The organism is Lactococcus protaetiae, assembly GCF_006965445.1.
GTDB lineage: Bacteria > Bacillota > Bacilli > Lactobacillales > Streptococcaceae > Lactococcus > Lactococcus protaetiae.
The window spans coordinates 2318331-2340844 of sequence record NZ_CP041356.1; the positions used below are offsets into that span (position 1 = coordinate 2318331).

Genomic DNA, 22514 nt, shown 5'->3' on the forward strand with positions numbered 1-22514 from the left:
GTGCTTCGCACACCGTTCTGCGAACGGTCTACGCAACTTCGTTTGATTGCCATTGGCTGTAAGGCACTAAAGTGCCGATGAACATTTGCCCTCTATCTCTAAGTCACTAAAGTGACAAGAATAGAGGCAACGCCAAATGGCAATCAAACGGACAGCGGAGCGGAGCGAAGATAGCAACTAGAGAAAATTGACAAACGTTTTACGAAACTCCCACTGAATAAGTCCTGACTTCATTTCTAGCCGAAACCTTTATTTATATTAAGGATACAGGTAGGAAAACAATACTTTTTTCCTTTCATAGTCTTGATAAGTGTATCAAACGAAAGATATGTTTTCATGGATTATTCCGCATTATCCTTTGAAGTCCTAAAATGCATGGACAACTGATGCAACATAAATCAAAGCAACTATTATTTTTTCTTTTTACCTTTTTTCATTTTCTTTTGAGCTCTTTTCATTGCTTGCTTCATGGCAAATTCAGTAGCCTTTCCTTTAAGGCCTCCACCGAACATCGAAGACATATCTGGTGTTCCGCTGCCTCCCATCATACCTGATAAATCTCCTAATTGGCTCATATCAGGCATTCCTGCAGGTAGCTTCCCATTTTTAGGAAGATTAGGCATACCCGCACCGCCCATCATTTTTTGCATCATTGCATTCATATCACCATTCATGATACCTTGCATCATTTCTTTAGACTGATTGAACTGCTTGATAAACTTGTTTACTTCAATAAATGAATTTCCTGAACCTGTAGCAATACGCCGTCTTCTAGCCGGTGATAAATCCACTTCAAGATGACGTTCTGCTGGCGTCATTGATAAAACCATCGCACGTTTTCTTGCAATATCTTTAGGGTCAACTTTGACTTTGTCAAGTCCAGGCATTTGCGACATTCCAGGAATCATCTTCATAATATCTTCCATTGGTCCCATGTTGGTTACTTGGTCAAGTTGTTCAACAAAATCTTCAAAATCAAAACGATTTTCTGCCATTTTTTCGGCAAGTTTTGCAGATTGTTCCTCATCAAATTGTGCTTGCGCCTTTTCAATCAGCGTAAGCATATCGCCCATACCAAGAATTCTTGAACTCATCCGGTCTGGATAAAATGTTTCAAGATCTGTTAATTTTTCACCTGTCCCAGTGAATTTAATCGGTTTCCCTGTGATTTCTCGAATAGATAGCGCCGCACCACCACGTGTGTCACCATCAAGTTTTGTGATAATTACACCTGTAATATCTAGCTTTTCATCGAATGTTTTAGCAACCTGTGCTGCCACTTGCCCTGTCATTGCATCGACGACAAGTAAAATTTCTGTTGGTTGGGCAAGAGCCTTGATTTGATGCAACTCATCCATAAGTCTATCATCAATTTCAAGGCGACCTGCTGTATCAATCAATACGTAATCTTTGCGTTCTTCTCGAGCTTTTTCTAGTCCATTTCTAACAATATTAACAGGGTTTTCTGCTGTCCCTTCATCATAAACTGGAACATCAAGCTGAACACCTAAGGTCTTTAACTGGTCAATCGCTGCTGGTCTGTAAACGTCAGCAGCAATCATTAAAGGACGAGCATTCTGCTCCTCTTTGAGTTTTTTAGCAAGTTTTCCAGCAAATGTTGTTTTACCAGCCCCTTGCAGTCCAACCATCATGATAATTGTAGGAATTTTTGGAGACTTGAGAAGTTCTGCTTCTCCTCCTCCAAGAATCGCTGTTAATTCTTCGTCTACAATTTTTATTACTTGTTGAGCAGGGTTGAGTGCCTCTGAAACCTCTGTACCAATCGCACGTTCACGAATTGCTTTGATAAATTTTTTGACAACAGGAAGTGCAACGTCGGCTTCTAAAAGCGCAACACGTATCTCTTTAGTGATTTCCGCTACATCTGTCTCTGTAATTTTTTTCTTTCCACGTAAATTTTTAAAAACGTTCTGCAAACGCTCTGTTAAATTCTCAAATGCCATTTTCTATTCCAATCTCTTTTTTACATTGATTTGTTCATACTATAAAAATCACTTTAAAATCCGCCAAGTGACGGATGAAATAAGCGAAGCTTGCACTAAAAGCATAGTTGGACAAAAGCAATATTTCTGAACAACTTTAGTGTTCTTATTATAACATTTCTTTTAAAAAAATTGAATACATCAATGGTCTGAGGGAATTTTTCATTTTTTAAATTTTTTAGGACTCGGTATAAGTTTACCAACTATAAAACCAAGCAACAATGCTGGAATAATCATAAAATAATCAAATTTTTGCTGCTTCTGACTCGACTTTTTTGTTTGCTTGAGATCTTGATTCTTTTTATCAAGCTTTGTTGATTTTTTAGTAGCCGTTTGCATTGTTTTTGGTTGCTTTGAAAGTTCTGACGAGACTGTATGACTGAGCAATGCTGGAGTTAATCCTCTGGAGCGCTTAGCCATCCGTGTTTTCTTTAGCTTTTCTATTGATTCGGATAGTGGTAAACTGGAGCGGAGTTCCAAAGTTTTGTAACTTACTGACATATTTTTGGGTGTCGAGTCTATTGTTGTCAGTAATTTATCATCATCCGTAATCAATGGAACACTCTCCGCTTCAGAAACAACGTTGGAACTATCTATTGATGCATTGTCAGCAGCATCTGGTAATATTATCGTATCATCAACATCTGGAGTATTAGGCAATGTCGTTGTAATCTCATTGTTGAGCGGAACAGCATCAGGTAATGTCATTGGGCTGTCAGTACTGACAGTGGCTTCGTCATTAACATTTGGAGTATCAGACGAGGACGTTCCATTATTGGGGGAAACAGCATCAGGCAATGTTACTGGGTTGTCAGCACTAACAGTTGTTTCGTCATTGTTTCCTTTCGTATCACTTTCATTGTCAGTACTTTCTGAAATGGAATCACCAGTGGATACCATATTTTCCCCTAACCAACTTTTTTGGATTGTTCCATCACTACTGACAGAAATCATTCTTACGCCCGTCAGAGGTAAATCATCAAGCTGCCCAAACAGTGGACTGACTTTATTGAAAGTATCATCCGCTAGAGTCACGCCAATCCCAAGTGTTAAAGATGACACAGGACTCCCTGAAAATGCTTCTGAGTCAACAATTGTCCGTGCATTATCTGCAAATGTAATATTAATCAGTTGATTACTTTGGAAAGCCTTACTCATAATTTCTGTAACATTATCTCCAAATGAAACTTCTGTCAGCAAATTATTTGCGAAAGCTCTCGTTGCAATTTTAGATACTGATGACGGGAAAATAATGTTTGTCAGTGCGTTGCCAGCAAAGGCGTCTGTTTTAATGTTTTGAACATTGTTTCCTAATATTACACTGGTCAATGCTTTTTTATAATAATCTGGATAGCTTGTTGTTGTTTGGAAAGCGCTCGTATTAATATCTGTAACATTATTTCCAATGACAACCGAATGCAACCCCATATTTGAAAAAGCGTAAGCACCAATAGAGGTCACTCTGTAGCTTAGTCCATCAGTACTGACAGAATCTGGAATGATAGCATCAGCACCAGCGCCTCCTGAAAATGTAGTGACTGTCGCCGTTTGACTGGTGTTATCTAAAGTATAGGTTATTCCTTGATTGTCCGTATAAGTCTGTGTTGCAGTTGCTGCTTGTACTGACAGCTCTATCAGTGATTTCGGTATCTCTGAAACAAGTGGTCCTAAACTTACAACAAGCAATCCTGTGATAATAATTACTTTTGAATGTCTTAATTTATACATAAAAAACCTCCTAACTTTCTATACGAAAATTTGGAGGTTTTGTCACTCATAGTGTAAATAAAATTAATTTTTTTCTGAAAGTTCGCTGAAATCTAAACGAATTGGATTCGCACTTTTAGTTTTATCAAAGCAAATGCGTGCTATCTCCACCCTTTGGGATACGCTGTCGATGCATGCACCACAGGTATCCGTAGAACATTTGTCCTCTATTCGTAAGTCAGCAGAGCTGACAACGATAGAGGCATTCGATCTATCTCCGCTTTGCTCCGCTGTCGATTTCACTAAGCCACTAAAGTGGCAAGTTCAAATCGCAATCTGCTGAAGCAACAAGGCGAAATGGTTCGCTACGGTGCTACGTGCTTCGCACGCCGTTCTACGGACAGCGGAGCGCAGCGAAGATAGCGACTAGAGAAAATGGACGAATGTTTTACGAAACTCCCACTGAATAAGTCTTGACTTCATTTATTATTTTTTTTGCCATAACGTTTGTTAAGCTCTTGTGGTTGACGTGCTTCCATCACAACCGGAAGAATCACTGGTTTACGTTTTGTTTGTTCATAAAGGAATTTGCCAAGTGCATCACGAATATTTCCCTTGATGTCCGCCCAGTCAAACTCTCTGCCTGCTAAATATTTATCCACGGTTTCATTAACTAATTCTCCCGCTTCACGCATTAAGTCACGAGAGGTTTTTACGTAGACAAATCCGCGCGTGTGAACACGTGATTTACTAACAATTTTACGCTCTGTTTTAGAAATTGTAATCACTGCGATAAAAATTCCGTCTTCAGACAAAACTTTTCGGTCACGCAAAACCACCGAGCCAATATCTCCCACACCAGAGCCATCAATCATAACATTTTCTGCTGAAATAACTCCTGTTGGAAGCATTTCTCCCTTTTCAAACTCAACAGATTCTCCACGTTTAGCAATAAAAATATGCTCAGGCAAAATACCCATTTCCATTGCTAATTCAGCGTGAGCGCGAAGTTCACGATACTCCCTTGAATCGGAATCAGATTTTTAGGACGTAAGATATCAAGCATAAACTGCAAATCACGCGCGTTGGCATGACCTGAAATTTTTAAATCTGAGCCAAGCATTTTCATGACACCGCCAGCTTTATAAATATCATTTTCAATGCGTGCAATCGTCGTTTCGTAAGAAACCGATGGACTTGTAACCGCAAGAACAAGGTCACCATCTTTGATTTGAACGTATTTGTGACGGTGATGTGCCATATCTCCAAGCGCTTTTAATGGTTCTCCCATGCGACCTGTTTCCAAAATAACAAGTTCATTATCATTATATTTTTTGATTTCTGAAGGTTTAATCACTGATTTTTTATCCACAACTCGAAGTTTTTTCAAACGTGTTGCCGTTTCAATGATTTGGTCCATATCTTCACCTGTGAAAGCAAGACGACGTCCTATTTTAATTGCAGCATCAATCGTTTGTTGAATACGTCCCAGATTCCCCGCATTACAAGCAATAATCACGCGACCTTCACTATCATTGATATAATCATATATCTTGTCATAAATCTCATGTTCACTAGCGGACTGTAGTGTTGATAAAGCATTAGGTGACGAAGACAACAGAGCAAGCACCCCATTGTTACCAATCTCGGCAAGACGACGCATATTTGTCCGATACCCCTTTGCTACTGCAGGGTCAAACCTGAAATCTCCTGTATAAACAACATTACCAGACTTCGTAGAAATAACTATTCCTAAACTTTCAGGAATCGTATGTGTTGTGGAGAAGAACGAAACTACAGCTTTGCCAAAGTCAATTTCTGTATCTTCATTGACCACATGAAAGTCATTAAACTTACGGCTATCCGCATAGTTTTTTACATTAATTTTTGCAAGTTCAATTGTGAGTTCGGAGCCAAATACAGGAACACGAAGCTCAGATACAATATAGGGAAGTGCACCAATGGAGTCCGCATGACCATGAGTCAAAAAGATACCAGCCACACGGTCTGCATTTTCCAAAAGATAAGTAATATCAGGAATCACAAAGTCAACTCCCAACATTTCTATTTCTGCGTATTTTAGCCCAGCATCAAGCACAAAAATCTGCTCATCGACCTCAACCAAATACATATTTTTACCAAATTCACGTACACCACCTAAAGGGGTGATTTTAATATTAGACATAAAAACCTTTCGTTTTAAGAACAAATTGCTCTTATCAGTGTAAATTATAATTTTTTCGACATAAAAACGCTCTGTAAGTGCTGACAGAATTCTGTCAGTAAATTCCAGATTTTCTAGGACAATATAACCTTATCTTGCAAATGTAAGGTCGTACCATGACAGAGTTTTTTACTTTATCCTTGCCGTATTCACTCTCGTAAACGGTCGAGTGGGACAAGCGATAAAAACAAGCTTCATTACATTTAAGTTAGGAAGCTACAATAAAAGAGACTGGCATTCCAATCTCTACCGAGAATACACTAACATAAGTTTAACCCAAACTAATTAAAAAATCAAGTAGATAAGAAAGTCTGTTATCTCTCTCCCTTCTGTTTCCGCATTGACTCTCTAGCAAACAGTCACTTATTAATAAGTTTAACTTAGTAGGTGCGTGCTCATTCCCACACCAATGAAGTAATCACTTCAATACCATATGAAGTCAAGACTTATTCAGTGGGAGTTTCGTAAAACATTTGTCCATTTTTTCTAATCACTATCTCCGCTGTGCTACGCTGTCCGTTTGCTTTGATAAAATCATATTCATTTTGATTTATCACTAAATCGTCCTATAATAAAGAGTGTGTATTTCAAAAACAACAATACAAGAAAGGAAATTTTATGAATATTAATCTGTTAACTCAGCTGGACTGGTTAGTTCGTTTAGTTATAGCCGGAATCTGTGGCTATACGATTGGTTATGAAAGAAATAGTCGTTTAAAAAATGCTGGAGTGAGAACTCATCTGATTGTCGCCTTGAGCTCTGCCTTGATGATTATAGTTTCAAAATATGGTTTTATGGATATCATCAACCTTCATGGCGCCACGCTTGACCCTTCACGTATTGCTGCCCAAGTCGTAAGCGGGATTGGCTTTTTAGGAGCCGGTATGATTTTCGTGCATAACCAATCTGTCAATGGACTTACCACTGCTGCTGGAATCTGGGCAACAGCTGGAATTGGAATGGCAATAGGTTCAGGTTTGTATTTTATCGGGATCGCCGCAACACTTCTGATACTCCTTTTTCAAATTCTCCTACATCAAAATCTGCGATGGATAAAATTACCTGCGAGTGACCGTCTTATCCTACAATTTTCTGACATTGAGGGAATTAACTTCGTTCAAAAAATCTTGAAAGAAAATGATATCAAAATCATCAATCTAAAAGTTGAACGTCAAACAAACAATATTTTACGTGCAGAATTATATCTTAAAATTCCGCAAAATTATGATATTGGTTTATTAATGGATTTATTAAAAGAAAATGACGAAATACAATCTATTGAGTACTGATTTTCACAATTGAAAATTCGAATTACATTTGCTTCAAGAAATAATATAATAAATAGACTGTCCTTTCGGACAGCCTATTATTTTTCTATCTTTTCAATAATTATTTTGGCTTCATCAGAAGTTACTGCAACAAGTGGAAGTCTTAACGCTCCTGTGTTATATCCTTTATGATTAAGTACTGCCTTGATTGGCGCTGGACTAGTGCTACTAAATAACGCATTAATTTTCGGTAAGATTCTACGTTGAATTGCTGCTGCATTTACAAGTTTCCCTTGCTCTAAGTCATTGAACATTTCATTGATTTCATCACCTAAAATATGGCTGGCAACAGAGATTACTCCTTGTCCACCCAAAGCTTTTGCATGAAAAGCAAGTCCATCTTCTCCCGTATAAACAAGAAAATCAGCTGGCGCATTTTCAATCAGATAAGCAATATTGTCTGTATTTGTGCACTCCTTTACGGCAATAACATTATTTAATTGAGCGAGATGCAGCACCGTTTCGGGATGAATTTCTGTGACAACTCGTCCTGGGATATTATACAAGATGATTGGTAATTCGGAAGCTTCAGCAATAGCTTTAAAATGTTGATAAACTCCCTCTTGCGTTGGTTTATTGTAGTAGGGCGTCACTGCAAGACCCGCATCAATATAGCCTAACTTTGCCACTTCTTTTACAAATTCGATAGAATCGCGAGTATCATTCGTTCCAACACCTGCGATAAGTGGCACGCGCCCCGCTACAATCCGATTAACTTCAGCGAAAATCGCTAATTCTTCATCATGAGTCAAAGTTGGAGATTCAGCGGTTGTTCCTGCCAAAATAAAACCTTCAGTATGATGAGCGAGTAAGTCCTCTATCAATTTTGGAAATGCTTCAAAGTTAATTTCACCATTTTCATCAAATGGTGTGACAAGTGCAGTGATAATCCGCGCACTTTTCAATTTTTCAATTGCTTCTTTTGCTGACATAATTTCTCCTTTTGGTTGTTAGGTCATAATCAATGAAGTCAAGACTTATTCAGTGGGAGTTTCGGCTCACTACTGAATTTAGGGTACAACCTCTAGATGTAACAACTAAGCGACCTGTACGCAGCTAAAGCTGCAACAGTCTGCTTAACATCTTCGATATGAGGTCACACCGTAGCAAAGCTGCGTTATACATTCGCTCTATCTTCGCTTTGCTACGTTGTCGATTTCACTAACCGACTGAAGTCGCAAGGCGAAGTGGTCTTGCCCTCTACCTTTTAGGTAAGGGATTAGCACGCACTTGCTCTGATAAAAAAACAAAAAACCTCTATTTTTGTGCAAAAGAGGTTCTTAAAAGTTCGTCAAAAATGATTTTGATTAGCTCAACTTTCTATCAGTGCTGACAGAAAGACAGTCTGACGGATTTAACCTGTCAGCCCAAGAAAAACCTTGTGGAAATTTTTCTTTCGGCAAAATACGCCGCCGCCAGTTTCATCGCATCCACCGCTCCACTGACTTTTTCGCATTTGCAACCTCTAATTTGTTTGAACTATTATAACACATTTTCATGCGTTCGCCAAGTTTTAAATCTATCTCAGCTATTGATTTGAATTCCAACATATCACAAGATGATTAGAGTATTTTTCAATAGTTTGATTCGTTTACAATCAATCTAATAAAATCCTGCAAAACTCTTTGATTGGGTTTATGAATGTTTTCTGGAAGTTGGTCAAGCGGAAACCATGCGAGCTGCTGAACTTCATCAGGCTGAGGACTTAACTTTCCTGTGAAATCACGACAAATATAATAAACATTGGGCATATAAATTTGGTCGCCATTAGGATAAGTCATAAAACGGTCTTGACCTGAGTAAATCCCCAACAATTCAAGAGTTCCAGCCTTTAGTCCTGTTTCTTCAAAGAGTTCACGACGTGCTGTATCTTCAAGTTCTTCTCCAACCTCAATACCTCCTGCGTGCAAAGCCCAAGTTCTGTTGTCTTGACGCTGTTGTAAGAGGATTTTGTTGTCATGGTAGATAATCACACCTGCGCCAAGATAAATCAGAAGTTCATGACCAATTTTCTCACGAATTTTTCTGATATAACTCATTTAAGTTCAAACTTCAAATCTTTTGTTGCTCGAACTAAGCCACGTTCATGCAGCGTTTCTGCGATTTGCACCGAATTCCATGCCGCTCCTTTGAGCAGATTATCTGATACGACCCACAGATGAACACCATTTTCGACATCAAGGTCTTTACGGATTCGTCCAACAAAAGTTTCACGTCGTCCAACTGAGTTAATTGCTTGTGGATAAATTTGATGTGCGACATCATCTTCAAGGACTGCACCAGGAAATTCAGAAATAAGGCGCTTCACTTCTTCAATAGGTGCAACTTTTTCAGTTTCAACATAGACAGACTCAGAGTGTCCATAGAGTACAGGGATACGTACACAAGTCGCTGAAACCGCAATAGAATCATCTTCCATAATTTTTTTGGTTTCATTTGTCATTTTCATTTCTTCGTAAGTATAATCATTGTCAGTAAAAACATCAATTTGAGCAAGTGCATTATAAGCAATTGGATAGTGCTTTTTATCACCTGCTGATGGCAAAATGTTTGCTGACAACTCTGTCAGGGGTGTTCCATCCAATGCTTCTTGCAACTCACGATTTGTTTCATTGATTGCAGACTGACCTGCACCACTGACCGCTTGATAAGTGCTGACAATGATACGTTTGAGTCCATAAGCACGTCTTATAGGCTCAAGCGCAATCATCATTTGAATCGTTGAGCAATTGGGACAGGCAATAATTCCATTATGTCCATCCAATGCGTGGGCATTGACTTCTGGCACAACTAATGGCACATTGGGATTTTGACGGAAAAATGATGTATTATCTACCACCACAGCGCCTGCTTTTACAGCATATGGAGCAAATTTTGCTGATACTGAACCTCCTGCAGAGAAAAGGGCAATATCAATCCCTTCAAAACTGTCTTCTGTTAGCTCTTCAACAACGAGTTCTTGATCTTTGTATTCCACAATTTTTCCTGCTGAACGCTTGCTTGCCAAAGCACGAACAGTTTCAATAGGAAGGGTTGATTGCGCTAATTGTTCAAGCATCCGAGTGCCGACAGCTCCAGTAGCTCCGACAACTGCAATATTATATTGTGTCATAATTGTCTATCCTTTTTTAGTAAATTAACATTATTATAACGCTTTTGAGTGCTCAGAGCAAGAAAAAATTTACTGACAGGTTTCTGTCAGTAAACTAGCTCCACTAAAAAAACAGTCGCTCAGAGGACTAACGCTAATTTTATACTAACTCACCTAACAATCTATTGAGTAAAATGATCAAATGAAGTCAAGATTTATTCAGCGGGAGTTTCGTAAAATATTTGTCCGTTTTCTCTAGTCGCTATCTTCGCTGCCCATTCGTAGAACGGCGTGCGAAGCACGTAGCACCGTAGTGAACCATTTCGCCTTGTTGCTTCAGCAGATTGCGATTTGAACTTGCCACTTTAGTGGCTTAGTGAAATCGACAGCGGAGCAAAGCGGAGATAGATCGAATGCCTCTATCGTTGTCAGCTCTGCTGACTTACGAATAGAGGACAAATGTTCTACGGATACCTGTGGTGCATCGACAGCGTAGCCCATAAGGAGGAGATAGCACGCACTTGTTTTGATAAACTATAGGTATACTTAACCACAACCTTGAAAGTAGCCTCATGTACTTACTGTGATTCTGTCAGTCATCTATTTTCTGTCAGCACACTTACAAGTATTTTTTTAGGAAATCTTTCACTTTTTCACGATAAATTTCTGGCGCTGTTTCATAGGCGATGGCGTGTCCTGCATTTTCTATCAAAAGTAATTCTTTTTGCGCTGACGTTGCTGCAAAATTGCGATGTACCATTTCTGTTGGGACAAAGACATCTTTTTCTCCATGAATAAACAAAAATGGTCGTGTATTTTTTTCTAATTGCTTTACTGCCGAGGCTTCTTTATAGTCATAACTAGCAAAGATTTTTGACCAAAATGACAACAAATGAACAAGCGGAAAAGCAGGCAAGTGAAAATCATGTTTGGCTTTAAAGGCAATTTCATTCCAAAGATTATCATAACCACAGTCAGCAATGAAACATTTCACTTGCTCGGGCAAGGACTCACCTGACACCATCATCGCTGAGGCAGCTCCCATCGAAACACCAAACATCGCAACTTTAACCGACGAATCTTGCTCAATTAATTGGTTCATCCATCTGAGATAGTCATCTCGGTCAAGCCAACCAAAACCTATAAAATGTCCCGCAGCCTCCGCACTCGCACGGTATGCAGGAATTAACACATTATATCCTAACTGATGAAAAAGCCAACCATAAGCCGCAAATCGCGCACGAATTGAATGGTAGCCATCAGCAACAATCACGGTTTTCTCTGTTTTAACCTCAGCCGGTAGATACCACGCATACAACTTCAGTCCGTCCTGAGTGCGGATGCTCCATTCTTCCAAATCAGAAGCAAGAAATTTTTCACTATCCTGATACAGATGATGGTCAGGCTTTAGTGAAGCAATCACTCGCCTACTTTTATGCTCCACCACAAAAAAAGTAATCAACGAAAATAGCAAAAACAACAAAAGTATAATTAGCAAAATCCATAACATTATCATATCTTGATTATAACAAATCTACTCATTTTTATACTTCGATACAAAACTTAGCATGGCTGATTCTCTGTAAAAATCAGCAACGATTTGACGTTGCTTCACACTTTAATGACGCCATATCAACACCACAATGGACAAGTATGTTACCAAATTCAACAGATTCTCCTACGCCTCACCGTTTTAGCAAATTATACACTTCTGAGCTGTAAATCTCAAAAGACTTTTAAGATAGAACCAACATAAAAAAGCCCCGAAGGGCTTTATAAGGCACGAAACCGTGTGCCAAAAAGGTTCACACAATTTGACAAACGCTCACACTTCCTGTGCGGAAAACCAAATTTCCCAGCGTTCCTTTAGCTTCGACTCTGACCAAAGGTCAGAAAAATCGACTCATCGCATAGGCAATATTCTATCACATTAATACAAATGAAGCAAGAGTCCCAGCAAAATTGAACCAGCTCCCAAAAAACTGATAAAGCAAATCACAAATCCAAAGGTAAAATAGCTCTGTACATAGCCACTATAATAAGCTTTTCTCGTCCGCTTCCCTCCATAAAAAATCATTGATAGCACTGACAGAATCGTCAGTACGATTTGAATGATTACATTATTGATTGTCATAAAGTTCAAAATAGAACCTGCTCCTGCTACAAGCGCAAATAAAATCCCCATTTTTCCTCCTTCAAGCTTTAGACTATTCCATTATAATTTTTTATAAATCTCTCAATGTTTACTGACAAAAATCATGAAGTCAAGACTTATTCAGTGAGAGTTTCGTAAAACATTTGTTCACTTTCTCTAGTCGATATCTTCGCTGTCCGTAGAACGGCGTGCGAAGCACGTAGCGAGCATCGACAGCCTTTTTATCAGACGCTTTAGCGGCTAGATAAAACGGACAAATGTTTATCGCGTAGCCCGAAGGGCGGAGATAGCACGCACTTGTTTTGATAAATTTCTTTCTCAGCGCAAAATTTTCTCTATCTTTTTCCCTTTTGCCAGTTCGTCAACCAGCTTATCCATTTGTCGTATTTTTTTGATTAAAGGATCTTGGATTTCTTCAACGCGTACACCACAGATGACACCTTTAATCAAATCTGCCTTGGGATTAAAAGCTTTTTCTGACAGCAGCCCTTCAAAAGTTCCTGTCAGTGCTGATGGTTCTTCAAATCCTGTCAGCCAAGACAAAACTTCATCTAGCTCGGCAACCGTGCGCCCTTTCCGCTCTATTTTTGCAACATAAAGCGGATAAACCGCTTCCCATTTCATCTTATAAATACGCTCCAAATTTCCCACCATTTTCATCTCCTCAGTTTCAAACAAAATTTATCAAAGCACAATGACAGCAGCCTGTCAGCATACTGACAGAAATTTTCAAGGTAAAATTCAACCAAAAAACGCTGACAGAAATCCGTCAGCGCTCCTATTCAAGGGTCAGTCCAAAGTATTGTAAACTGCCACAACATTTTCAGCAGTAAAGCCGTACTCTGGCAATACTTTTGTTGCAGGTGCGGAAGCGCCCCATTTATCAATCGTTACAGTTGCGCCATCAAGCCCAACATATTTACCCCAGCCGTAGCTTGTGCCCGCTTCAACAGCAAGACGACGACGAACAGCTTTAGGCAAGATTTCTTCTTGATATTCAGCAGATTGTTCATCAAAAATATTCATTGATGGCATAGAAACCACGCGCACACCGCTACCTAGCGTCTTCTTCGCCTCAAGCGCTAAAGCAACTTCAGAGCCAGTAGCAATGATAACTCCTGAAAGTTCACCTTCTTCTTTCGCAAGAATGTAAGCACCACGGCTCAAACCTTCTTCAGCCAGTTCAGCCGTTCCAGGAAGAATAGGCAAGTTCTGACGTGTCAAGACCAAAGCTGTTGGACGATGTTGGCTAGAAGCCGCATGACGCCAAGCAGCCACCACTTCATTACCATCTGCTGGACGAATCACATCTAAGTTAGGCATTGAGCGTACAGAAGCCAGTTGTTCAACAGGTTCGTGAGTTGGACCGTCCTCACCCACAGCAATCGAATCATGTGTCCAAACATAAGTCACGGGCAGACTTTGCAAAGCCGCCATCCGAACCGCTGGAAGCATATAGTTTGAAAAGACGAAGAAAGTCCCACCATACACACGCGTTCCACCATGCAAAGCAATCCCATTCATCACTGCGCCCATCGCAAATTCACGAACACCAAACCAAATGTTACGTCCTGCATAATTTGACGGCATAAAGTCTGATTCTGCCTTTGCCATTGTGTTATTTGACGCTGAAAGGTCAGCAGAGCCACCCCAAAAATTAGGCAGTTGAGCAGACAATTCTTGAATCGCTTCTTGTGAAGTCACACGTGACGCCTTGCTGCTTCCTTCTTCGTGTTTTGTGAGTTCCAAGTCAGGCGTTTCATTCGCAAAAGCTTTCGCGTATTGTTCTGCAAGTTCTGGATATTTCTCAGCATAATCATCAAACATCGCACGCCAGACTTGTTCCATGGCTTCGCCACGTGCCACTGTTGTTTCCAAGAAACGTTTTGAAACTTCGGCAGGAACTGTAAATTCTGGATAATCCCAGCCATAAGCTGCTTTCGCAAATTTTACACCCTCAGCTCCCAAAGGCGCACCATGAACGGCTGAAGTTCCTTGCTTTTCAGCACCAAAACCAATCACAGTTTTCACTTCAATAATCGTTGGCTTAGATTTTTCGCTCTTTGCCACCTCAACTGCCGCAGCAATTTCTTCTAAATCATTGCCATCTTTTACCAAAAGATGTTGCCAACCATAAGATTCAAAACGTTTTTGAACATCATCAATAAATGACATTGATAAATCACCATCAAGTGAAATATTATTTGAATCATAAAAGAGAATGAGCTTGCCTAATTTCAACTTACCAGCAAGTGAAGCCGCTTCTTGCGAAACACCTTCCATCAAATCGCCATCGCCATTCAACGCATAAGTATAATGATCCACAACATCAAAGTTAGGACGATTATATTGCGCAGCCAAATGAGCCTCAGCCATTGCCATACCGACAGCATTCGCAATCCCTTGACCGAGTGGACCAGTCGTTGCTTCAACACCATCAGTATGATTAACTTCTGGATGTCCCGGTGTTTTAGACTGCCATTGACGGAAATTTTTCAAATCATCAATCGTCACATTGTATCCAGCCAAGTGCAACAAACTGTAGAGCATTGCAGAGCCGTGACCAGCAGAGAGGACGAAACGGTCACGATTAGACCATTTACGACTCGTCTTAGGATTCACATTCAAGAACTTACTCCAAAGGACATATGCCATTGGCGCAGAGCCCATCGGAAGACCTGGGTGACCAGAGTTTGCCTTTTGAACGGCATCTATTGACAAAGTCCGAATCGTGTTCACAGCCAATTGATCAGTGTAATCAAACATAAGATTTCTCCATACTTTTTATTAGTTGCGTTTAAAGACTCCGCTTTTTATCACAACTTCGCTTGCTCTATCTAAGTTTCTTGAAATGTAACTTCCAGAAACTGATTTTGCACATGAAGTTGTGAAACCATATCAATTCGTCATCACTTTTTACAACGAAAAATTATAAAAGCAAGGCCAGTTTTTGAACAACTTTATTTATCATCTATTATAACACAACTTAGAAACGGTTTTCACTCTTCAAAATTAAAATTTTTTTCTTTTTTTGGAAATTTATATGAAAATCTTTTTAATTCTCGTAGGAAATGTTGTTATTATTAACTTTTGAGCCCGTATAAAATAGCCAGATTATCAATCTAGCTATTTCAATTACTTCGCATTCAATTTATCACGTCTATTCAATAATGCACTTGTAATAAGTACAATACCTAAAAAGGCTAGAATAAATATAATCAAGGTCGCAGAACCTGCTTTCCCCATCACTCCAAGCAACCCGCCTGATACGATATAATCAGAGTCAGCAAAAGTTGAAGCAGCATTTGCACCAAATGAACCTAAAGCAGGCAATATCAAAAGTGGCCCCCAAGCTAAGACTAGTCCATTTGCAATTGAGCCAATAATCGCGCCACGTACTCCCCGAAAGCATTACCATAGACACCAGCTGCACCACCACAAAAGAAGATACCAACGACTCCTGGAATAATCACGGTTGTCCCTAATCCAAGCATAATAAGCATTGAAACAATCCCAACAACGAAAGAAACAAAGAATCCAATCAATACAGCATTAGGTGCATAAGGAAATACAATTGGAACATCAAGTGCTGGTTTCGAATTAGGCACAAGTTTTTTCGCAATCCCTTGAAAAGCTGGAATAATCTCTGACAAAATCATCCGAACACCTTGGAGTACAACAACAAAACCTGCTGCAAAAGTTCCTGCTTGGGTAATGGCATAAACAATATAATTTGTACCAGCTGACAGAGTTGCACTTTCTACAAAATGAGGTCCTGCAATTAAAGCTAAGATAATATAAACAACCATCATCACTAGAGAAATAGAAACTGTAGAATCTCTCAAAAATCCAAGACTTTTTGGAATATTTAACTTCTCAGTCGATTTTTCAGGATTTTTGTTACCGAATTTTTCACCGAGCCAACCAGAAAGAGCATATCCCATATTTCCAGTATGCCCCATCGCTACACCATCATTTCCAGTAATCTTACGCATATAGCGCTGGGTTAAAGCAGGTGTAACTGTGAGAAGCGTTCCTTCAAATATCCCTCCTAGTAAAATAGTTAACCATCCATTTCCCAATCCTGCTGAGATAAGAACAACCGCAGCCATTGTAGAAACATAAAGCATGGCTTGTCCCGTCAAAAAGATGTATTTGAAACGTGTAAAACGGGCTAAAATGACATTAACAATGAACCCTACAATCATAATCAAAGCTGCTGGTGTACCATATTTTACCAATGCTAAAGCTACAACGGCTTCATTAGACGGTACAACACCTTTTGCGTTGAATACATGTTGAAACATCGTTGCAAAAGGGTTTAAAGAAGTTACCAAGATTCCTGCTCCACCAGTCAATACTAAAAATCCTGCAAATGTCTTGATTGAGCCTTGAATAACAACGGTAGCAGCTTTTTTCTGCAAGATTAACCCTAACATTGCAATCAGACCCACTAAAAGAGCCGGTGTTGTCGTTACCGATACGACAAAGTTTAAAAAACCATTCATTTTGTTTATCTCCTTTAAGCTATGAAGCACTCCTCACTGCCTCAAAGACTCTTTTTTATATTATTGATGTTCAATTCCATTCGCATCTAGGACTTTATAAACTCCCTCACGCGCTATTTCTTTATCAATGATTGAGTTAAGCGGAATAATTTTTTCTTCTGGAAGATTCGGTAAAGCAGAAACCAAAGTAGATTCTACAAAGAAATAATCTGCAGCATCCGAGGTAGCCGAACCAACATCCATATGCTCTAACTCAAAGTCATCAACATTTACACCAGCTTCTTCCAGTATTGATTGAATATTCATTTGAACCATAAAACTCGTTCCAAGTCCTGATTGACATACACACGCAAATTTCATATTATTTTTCTCCTTCTTCTTCTAAAAGTATTTGTTCGACCTCTGATGCTTCTGTTGCTGTAAGTAACTGGTTCAAACGGTCTTTATTAGACAATATTTTGGTGAGTGTGGATAAAGCTCTGAGATGCGTTTCATTATCTATCGCTGCTAAAACGATAAAAAGTTTAATCTCATGTTTTACATCATCCATTAGTTTTACAGGCTGTTCGCATCTTAAAAATGACATAGCAAGTTGATTCACTCCATCTTCAGGTCTAGCATGAGGAAGAGCAATACCCAGCCCTAAGTCAATATAAGGACCAAAAGCTTCTACTTTATCAATAATAGCTTGCACATATCTTTTTTCAATTTCATGTTGCTCAATAAGCGGTTGAGCAGCGAGTTCAATTGCTTCTTGCCAGCCTAAACTTTTATCTGTAAAACGTATTTTTTCTTTTGTGAGTAAATCTGATAGCATAACTCCTGAAATTTCTCCTTCTCGTCTTGTATGGTTTAACTTTTTATCAATAATTCTCAATAAATCTTTTTTACTTGCTGGATTTTTTACTGTAATATAAGGTTCAATCGCACTCAAAATATTTTGTGCGGAAGGTTTGACAAATCCTGGAAGATGATAGTCTTTTAAAAGTTGATTGTAGAGTTCATTTTCTTCTCGATGCTCAGGAAACACAGACATAAGATAAACTTTTTTGTCTGATTTCACAGGGACTGTTGAGAAAATAATATCGTATGAATTTTTAGGCAATTTTTCAAAATGTGAGACTCCTGTACTAAGGATAAATTCCATTGTGGGAAATAGGTTTTCTAGCCTTTTTTTCATAATTAGGCTTGAGCTTATCCCATTCACACAGAGAACAATTGCTTTTAATCGTTTCGATGAGTATTTCTTTTTGTAAATTTCCCCACCAAATAAAATCACAAAATAAGCACGCTCGGATTCTGAAATTTCTCCGACCTGTTCTTTTAAGGGAACAAGCGCAATATCCATGAGCAAAAATAATGAATAGTATTCGTTTTTTATTCGTTCAAGAAGGACATTCTCTAATTCAAAATGATTTTTTATTCTGAAATAAGCGGGTGTCAAATGCGCTAAAAGTGCCATAAATGTTTTTGTAAAATCTTCAAATTCGATGGCCGCCAGTTTCATGACATTTTCCATAATGTTAAACGCGATACGATATAAAAAATTATCTTGTGGAATTGCACCTCTTCCGTCTGACATCCCAATCATCAGTGCTTCGATTTGTTTATTTATTGCTTCGTCAGGATACTTACTGGCTCTAGCCTTTAACAAACTCGTATAAAGAAGCGTTGAAATGTACCGACTATAAACAATTTCAATTTTCATTTGTTTCATTGTTTGTCTTAAAAACTGACTCACTTTAAAAATAGCTAGAGAATCTTTTTGATTTAAAAATTTTGATAGGATATAACAGCCATTTTTTTCTGATAGTTTTTGTAAAAAATACCATGCTTTTTCTTGATGTTTTTCATTTTCAAAGTGGAGATAAAATCCTTTTTTTCTTGAATATTCAACTTGGATTTTGTCTTTTTCTAGTCGTTTTCTTAACTTTTTTATGTCACTCAATACTGTATTTCTGCTTACAACTAGCCAATTTTGTAAGTCATAGATTGATAGTGTCCTTGCTTCAACAAAAACAAGTAGATAAATTAACGCTTGACGTTCAATTTCTGATAAAACAAAATTTTTTTGATTAATTGAAAAACGAACTTCTTCAAAATTTTGGAGATTATCAGGTATTGCTACAATTTCATTTTTATATTCAAGTTTTCTTAAATGCCTTATTTCTAATTTTTCGTTGAGTTCCTCTAACTTTCTTTGAAATTTTTCTTTATCAAGATTGGTGACTTCTAATATGCGCTCTAATTTCCAGAGTTTATGTTTTGAAAAAAGAATAACATCTAAATCATAGTCAATCATAAAGTGCTTGTCTCCTCTGTATTTTTATTATAACTTAATTATTCTAGCAAAAAACAGCGCTTACAGTACAATTTCACTTATTTAAAATTAATAAAATTGGACTGATTATCTGTGAATATAAAAAAACTCTCTAAGAGAGCTTCTTATTATCTTATTTTTAGATGACGTTTTATTAAATCAGAAGTTGCCTTATTTTTTAGCTTCCTCAAATGCCGCAATGAATTTTTTAGCATTCTCAGTCACAGCGGCGTAATCGCCTGTCAGTGCTGGCGCGGTTACCCCACCTCCTGCGCTGACGGCTGCTGCGCCTGCCGCAAACCAATCGGCAACATTATCCACATTGACCCGCCTGATGGCAGGATATTGATATATGGAAATGGGCCTTTCAAGTCTTTAATCATCTTCGGACCTGTGATGTCGCCTGGGAAAAGCTTAATCAGCTCTGAGCCATATTCAAGTGCGATTTGCGCTTCTTTCGGTGTTAAAATGCCTGGTACATAAGGAATTTGATAGAGGTTACAAATTTTTGCCACTTCGACATTAAAGCTAGGGCTGACGACAAATTGGGCTCCTGCAATAAGTGCAAGGCGCGCAGAAGTCGGGTCAAGTACTGTACCAGCGCCAATGACAACGTTTGTGCCTTGATATTTTTCCACCAATTTCGCGATAACGTCATTAGCTTTGGGAACGGAGTAGGTCAGCTCAATCGAGCTAATTCCTCCTGCGACAACGGCTTCAACGATTTTGATGGCTTTTTCAGGACTGTCAGCTCTTACCACTGAGACTACGCCTGATTTCAGGACTTTTTCTAGTAAGTTTGCTCTTTGCATTTTTCTTCCTCGTAAAATTTTTCTAACTGTTCGTGCGTTGGATAGCCCTCACTGTCGCCAGCAGACTGGACGGCAAGTGCTCCAATAGCGCAGGCTCTGCGGACGGCGGCTTTGAGCGGTAGATTTTCTAGCAAGGCGCTCTCCAAGCCTACGGCAAAGCCATCGCCAGCACCGACTGTATCCACGACTTTTTCAACTTTAAATCCACTGACCCTAAAGGCTTCGCCTGATTTTGTTTTGACAAAAGCCCCTCAGCGCCGAGCTTGACGATAACGGTATGAGTCAGCTCACTCTGGTTCAGGTAAAAATCAGCGATTTGCTCTGGGTCGCGTGAGCCGGTCAAGATTTCGCCCTCGTTGATCCCTGGTAAGATAATCTGACTTTCTTTTGCCAAACGATTTGTCGTTTGAATCATCTGTTCTTCGTTCTGCCAGAGTGCTGGGCGCAAATTGGTATCAAATATGGTCAGCACCTGGTCCGACTTCAATTTGGCATTGAGTGCTTCGAAAGTCTCCAAAGCAGTCTTTGACAAGGCTGGAAAAATCCCTGACAAATGGGCGATTTTCACGCTGTCAGTACTGACAGAATCAATGTCCGAAGCTGTCAGTTGACTTGCTGCCGAATTTTTGCGGAAATAAGCGACCTGTGGATCACCATGACTGACTTTTTGCTTGATATAAAATCCTGTGGCGGCTGAGCGGGTTTTCGTCAGTAAACTTATATCAAGCCCTGCCTTATCCGCTTCGTCAATGATAAAATTTCCAAAGGGGTCATCTCCTACTTTGGATAAATATAGGGCTTGATGACCGAGTCGTGCCAGACCAATCGCGACATTCAGCTCTGCGCCTGCGACATATTTCGTGAAATGTTGCGCCTGCTCAAGGCTGACATCTACATCTTGCGAGGCAAGGACGACCAGTGGCTCGCCAATGGTTAAAAACTCTGCCATGCTAGTCTCCATTCTCAAAAAAGCCAAAATAGTCGTGTGCATTGGTATAACTGATGTCTTTCACCATTTTTCCAAGTAAAGCTTCGCTATCTGGCACTCGTCCAGCCTCAGAAAGACTGCCGATGAAGTTGCAAAGCACGCGGCGGAAATATTCGTGGCGCGGATAAGACAGGAAACTCCGTGAGTCCGTCAGCATGCCAACAAAGTTTGGTAAAAGGCTCTGTGAAGCGAAGGTCTGGAGTTGATGCGTCATGCCCTCAGCTGTGTCATTGAACCACCAGCCTGCGCCAAGTTGCAGCTGTTGAACACCCGTGCCTTGGAAACAGCCCATCATGGTCGCAAGCTCCATCCAGTCGTTGGGATTGAGTGAGTAGAGGATTGTTTTGGGAACAATTCCACGATGAGCCGCCGCTGTGAAAAGTTTGGTTAATTCTTCTGAAATATTGGCTTGGGTGCCGATGGTGTCAAAACCTGTATTTTCCCCAATTTCTTGCAAGGCGATGGGATTGATAGAGCGATTAACATTGACATGAAGTTGGAGCGTCCAATCGTATTTTTGATTGAGTTTCATGATTTCTAGCATCAAAGCGGTAATATATTGATGATATTCAAGGTCACTGACTGGCTCATTTTTGATGGCTTTTTGGACAATCTGGTCAATCGTAGCTCTGTCAGAATTGACAAAATAATAAGTGGACAGTGAGTGGTCTGACAGTCTTCCTCCCATTTCATGGAAATAAGCGAAGCGCGCTGACAGTGCTTCAATCAAACTGTCAAAGTCTGTAATTTCAATCTTTGCAGCAGCTGACAGCTGTGTCAAATAATCGGCGAAAGTGCCATCTCGCATCGTAATCAAATGGTCTGGGCGCAATCCTGGCAAGACTTTGAAATCCTTTTCTTCAGCGGATAATAGCTTGTGATAAGGCAAGTCACTGGCAGGATCATCTGTGGTCACAAGAACTTTGACCTTAGAATTTTTGATGAGATTTCGTGGCGTAAAAGCGTCAGTAGCAAGCTTTGCATTGGCTTCTTCCCAGATTTCATCTGCCGTAGCGCGACTGATGAGTTTGTCAATATTGAAAAAACGTTTCAGCTCCAGATGTGTCCATTCATAAATCGGATTTCCGAAAGATTTTTCGAGTGTTTCTGCAAAAGCGAGAAACTTGTCATAATCTGATGCCGCTCCTGTAATCAAACGTTCGGGAATGCCATTTGCGCGCAACAGTCGCCATTTATAGTGGTCTCCGCCTAGCCAAATTTGTGTCAGATTTTCATATTTTTTATTTTCATAAATCTCTTGTGGCTCTAGGTGACAGTGATAATCGATGATGGGCATATCCTTTGCATAGTGGTGAAATAGCGTTTTTGCCATCTCATTTTCTAACAAAAAATCATCTGATAAAAATTTCATAATAT

Annotated in this window: 13 protein-coding genes and 4 pseudogenes; 1 reads left to right on the forward strand and 16 read right to left on the reverse strand. The window is 39.4% G+C overall.

The genetic code is table 11. The features are described from left to right. Positions 1-410: 410 nt before the first annotated feature. From ffh to FLP15_RS11085, 3 genes and pseudogenes are all read right to left on the reverse strand, one after another. On the reverse strand, positions 411-1964 hold the full coding sequence (gene ffh, locus FLP15_RS11075; protein WP_142767163.1) for a signal recognition particle protein: 1554 nt from the start codon (positions 1962-1964) through the stop codon (positions 411-413). Positions 1965-2165: 201 nt separating this feature from the next. Continuing rightward, positions 2166-3731, reverse strand: a complete 1566-nt coding sequence (locus FLP15_RS11080) for a leucine-rich repeat domain-containing protein (RefSeq protein WP_142767164.1) — start codon at positions 3729-3731, stop codon at positions 2166-2168. A 458-nt stretch (positions 3732-4189) separates the two neighbouring features. Next, positions 4190-5895 (reverse strand): annotated as a pseudogene (locus tag FLP15_RS11085) (ribonuclease J). Positions 5896-6552: 657 nt separating this feature from the next. On the opposite strand from FLP15_RS11085, the gene FLP15_RS11090 reads away from it, so the two are divergent. Continuing rightward, positions 6553-7224: an MgtC/SapB family protein gene (locus FLP15_RS11090; protein ID WP_142767165.1), complete on the forward strand. Its 672-nt coding sequence runs from the start codon at positions 6553-6555 to the stop codon at positions 7222-7224. Positions 7225-7301: 77 nt separating this feature from the next. On the opposite strand, the gene dapA is transcribed toward FLP15_RS11090, so the two are convergent. The 13 genes and pseudogenes from dapA to uxaC all read right to left on the reverse strand — a co-directional run bounded on the left by dapA (position 7302) and on the right by uxaC (position 22509). Continuing rightward, positions 7302-8195, reverse strand: a complete 894-nt coding sequence (gene dapA / locus FLP15_RS11095) for a 4-hydroxy-tetrahydrodipicolinate synthase (RefSeq protein ID WP_142767166.1) — start codon at positions 8193-8195, stop codon at positions 7302-7304. A 642-nt stretch (positions 8196-8837) separates the two neighbouring features. Continuing rightward, entirely contained in the window at positions 8838-9302 is a 465-nt protein-coding gene (locus tag FLP15_RS11100; protein WP_142767167.1) for an NUDIX hydrolase, read from the reverse strand. Beyond that, positions 9299-10375, reverse strand: coding sequence for an aspartate-semialdehyde dehydrogenase (locus tag FLP15_RS11105; RefSeq protein WP_142767168.1), 1077 nt, complete (start codon positions 10373-10375; stop codon positions 9299-9301). The genes FLP15_RS11100 and FLP15_RS11105 overlap by 4 nt, the downstream gene beginning before the upstream one ends. 598 nt (positions 10376-10973) lie before the next feature. Continuing rightward, complete coding sequence (locus FLP15_RS11110; protein WP_142767169.1) at positions 10974-11870, reverse strand: alpha/beta hydrolase; 897 nt, start codon at positions 11868-11870, stop codon at positions 10974-10976. 414 nt (positions 11871-12284) lie between these two features. Beyond that, positions 12285-12539 carry a hypothetical protein gene (locus FLP15_RS11115; RefSeq protein ID WP_142767170.1) on the reverse strand — a complete coding sequence of 85 codons (255 nt, stop codon included), beginning with the start codon at positions 12537-12539 and terminating at the stop codon, positions 12285-12287. A gap of 288 nt (positions 12540-12827) precedes the next feature. Further along, positions 12828-13163: a DUF2200 family protein gene (locus tag FLP15_RS11120; RefSeq protein WP_142767171.1), complete on the reverse strand. Its 336-nt coding sequence runs from the start codon at positions 13161-13163 to the stop codon at positions 12828-12830. A gap of 135 nt (positions 13164-13298) precedes the next feature. Further along, positions 13299-15275: a transketolase gene (gene tkt / locus FLP15_RS11125; RefSeq protein ID WP_142767172.1), complete on the reverse strand. Its 1977-nt coding sequence runs from the start codon at positions 15273-15275 to the stop codon at positions 13299-13301. Positions 15276-15644: 369 nt separating this feature from the next. Further along, a pseudogene (locus FLP15_RS11130) lies at positions 15645-17017 on the reverse strand (PTS ascorbate transporter subunit IIC). 60 nt (positions 17018-17077) lie between these two features. Beyond that, entirely contained in the window at positions 17078-17377 is a 300-nt protein-coding gene (locus FLP15_RS11135) for a PTS sugar transporter subunit IIB (protein ID WP_142767173.1), read from the reverse strand. Between the two features lies 1 nt (position 17378). Then, positions 17379-19319: a BglG family transcription antiterminator gene (locus FLP15_RS11140; RefSeq protein ID WP_142767174.1), complete on the reverse strand. Its 1941-nt coding sequence runs from the start codon at positions 19317-19319 to the stop codon at positions 17379-17381. A 189-nt stretch (positions 19320-19508) separates the two neighbouring features. Next, positions 19509-20149: pseudogene (locus tag FLP15_RS11145) on the reverse strand (bifunctional 2-keto-4-hydroxyglutarate aldolase/2-keto-3-deoxy-6-phosphogluconate aldolase). After that, a pseudogene (locus tag FLP15_RS11150) lies at positions 20128-21140 on the reverse strand (sugar kinase). The pseudogenes FLP15_RS11145 and FLP15_RS11150 overlap by 22 nt, the downstream one beginning before the upstream one ends. Further along, positions 21100-22509, reverse strand: coding sequence for a glucuronate isomerase (gene uxaC, locus FLP15_RS11155; protein ID WP_142767175.1), 1410 nt, complete (start codon positions 22507-22509; stop codon positions 21100-21102). The pseudogene FLP15_RS11150 and the gene uxaC overlap by 41 nt, the downstream one beginning before the upstream one ends. Positions 22510-22514: the final 5 nt, after the last annotated feature.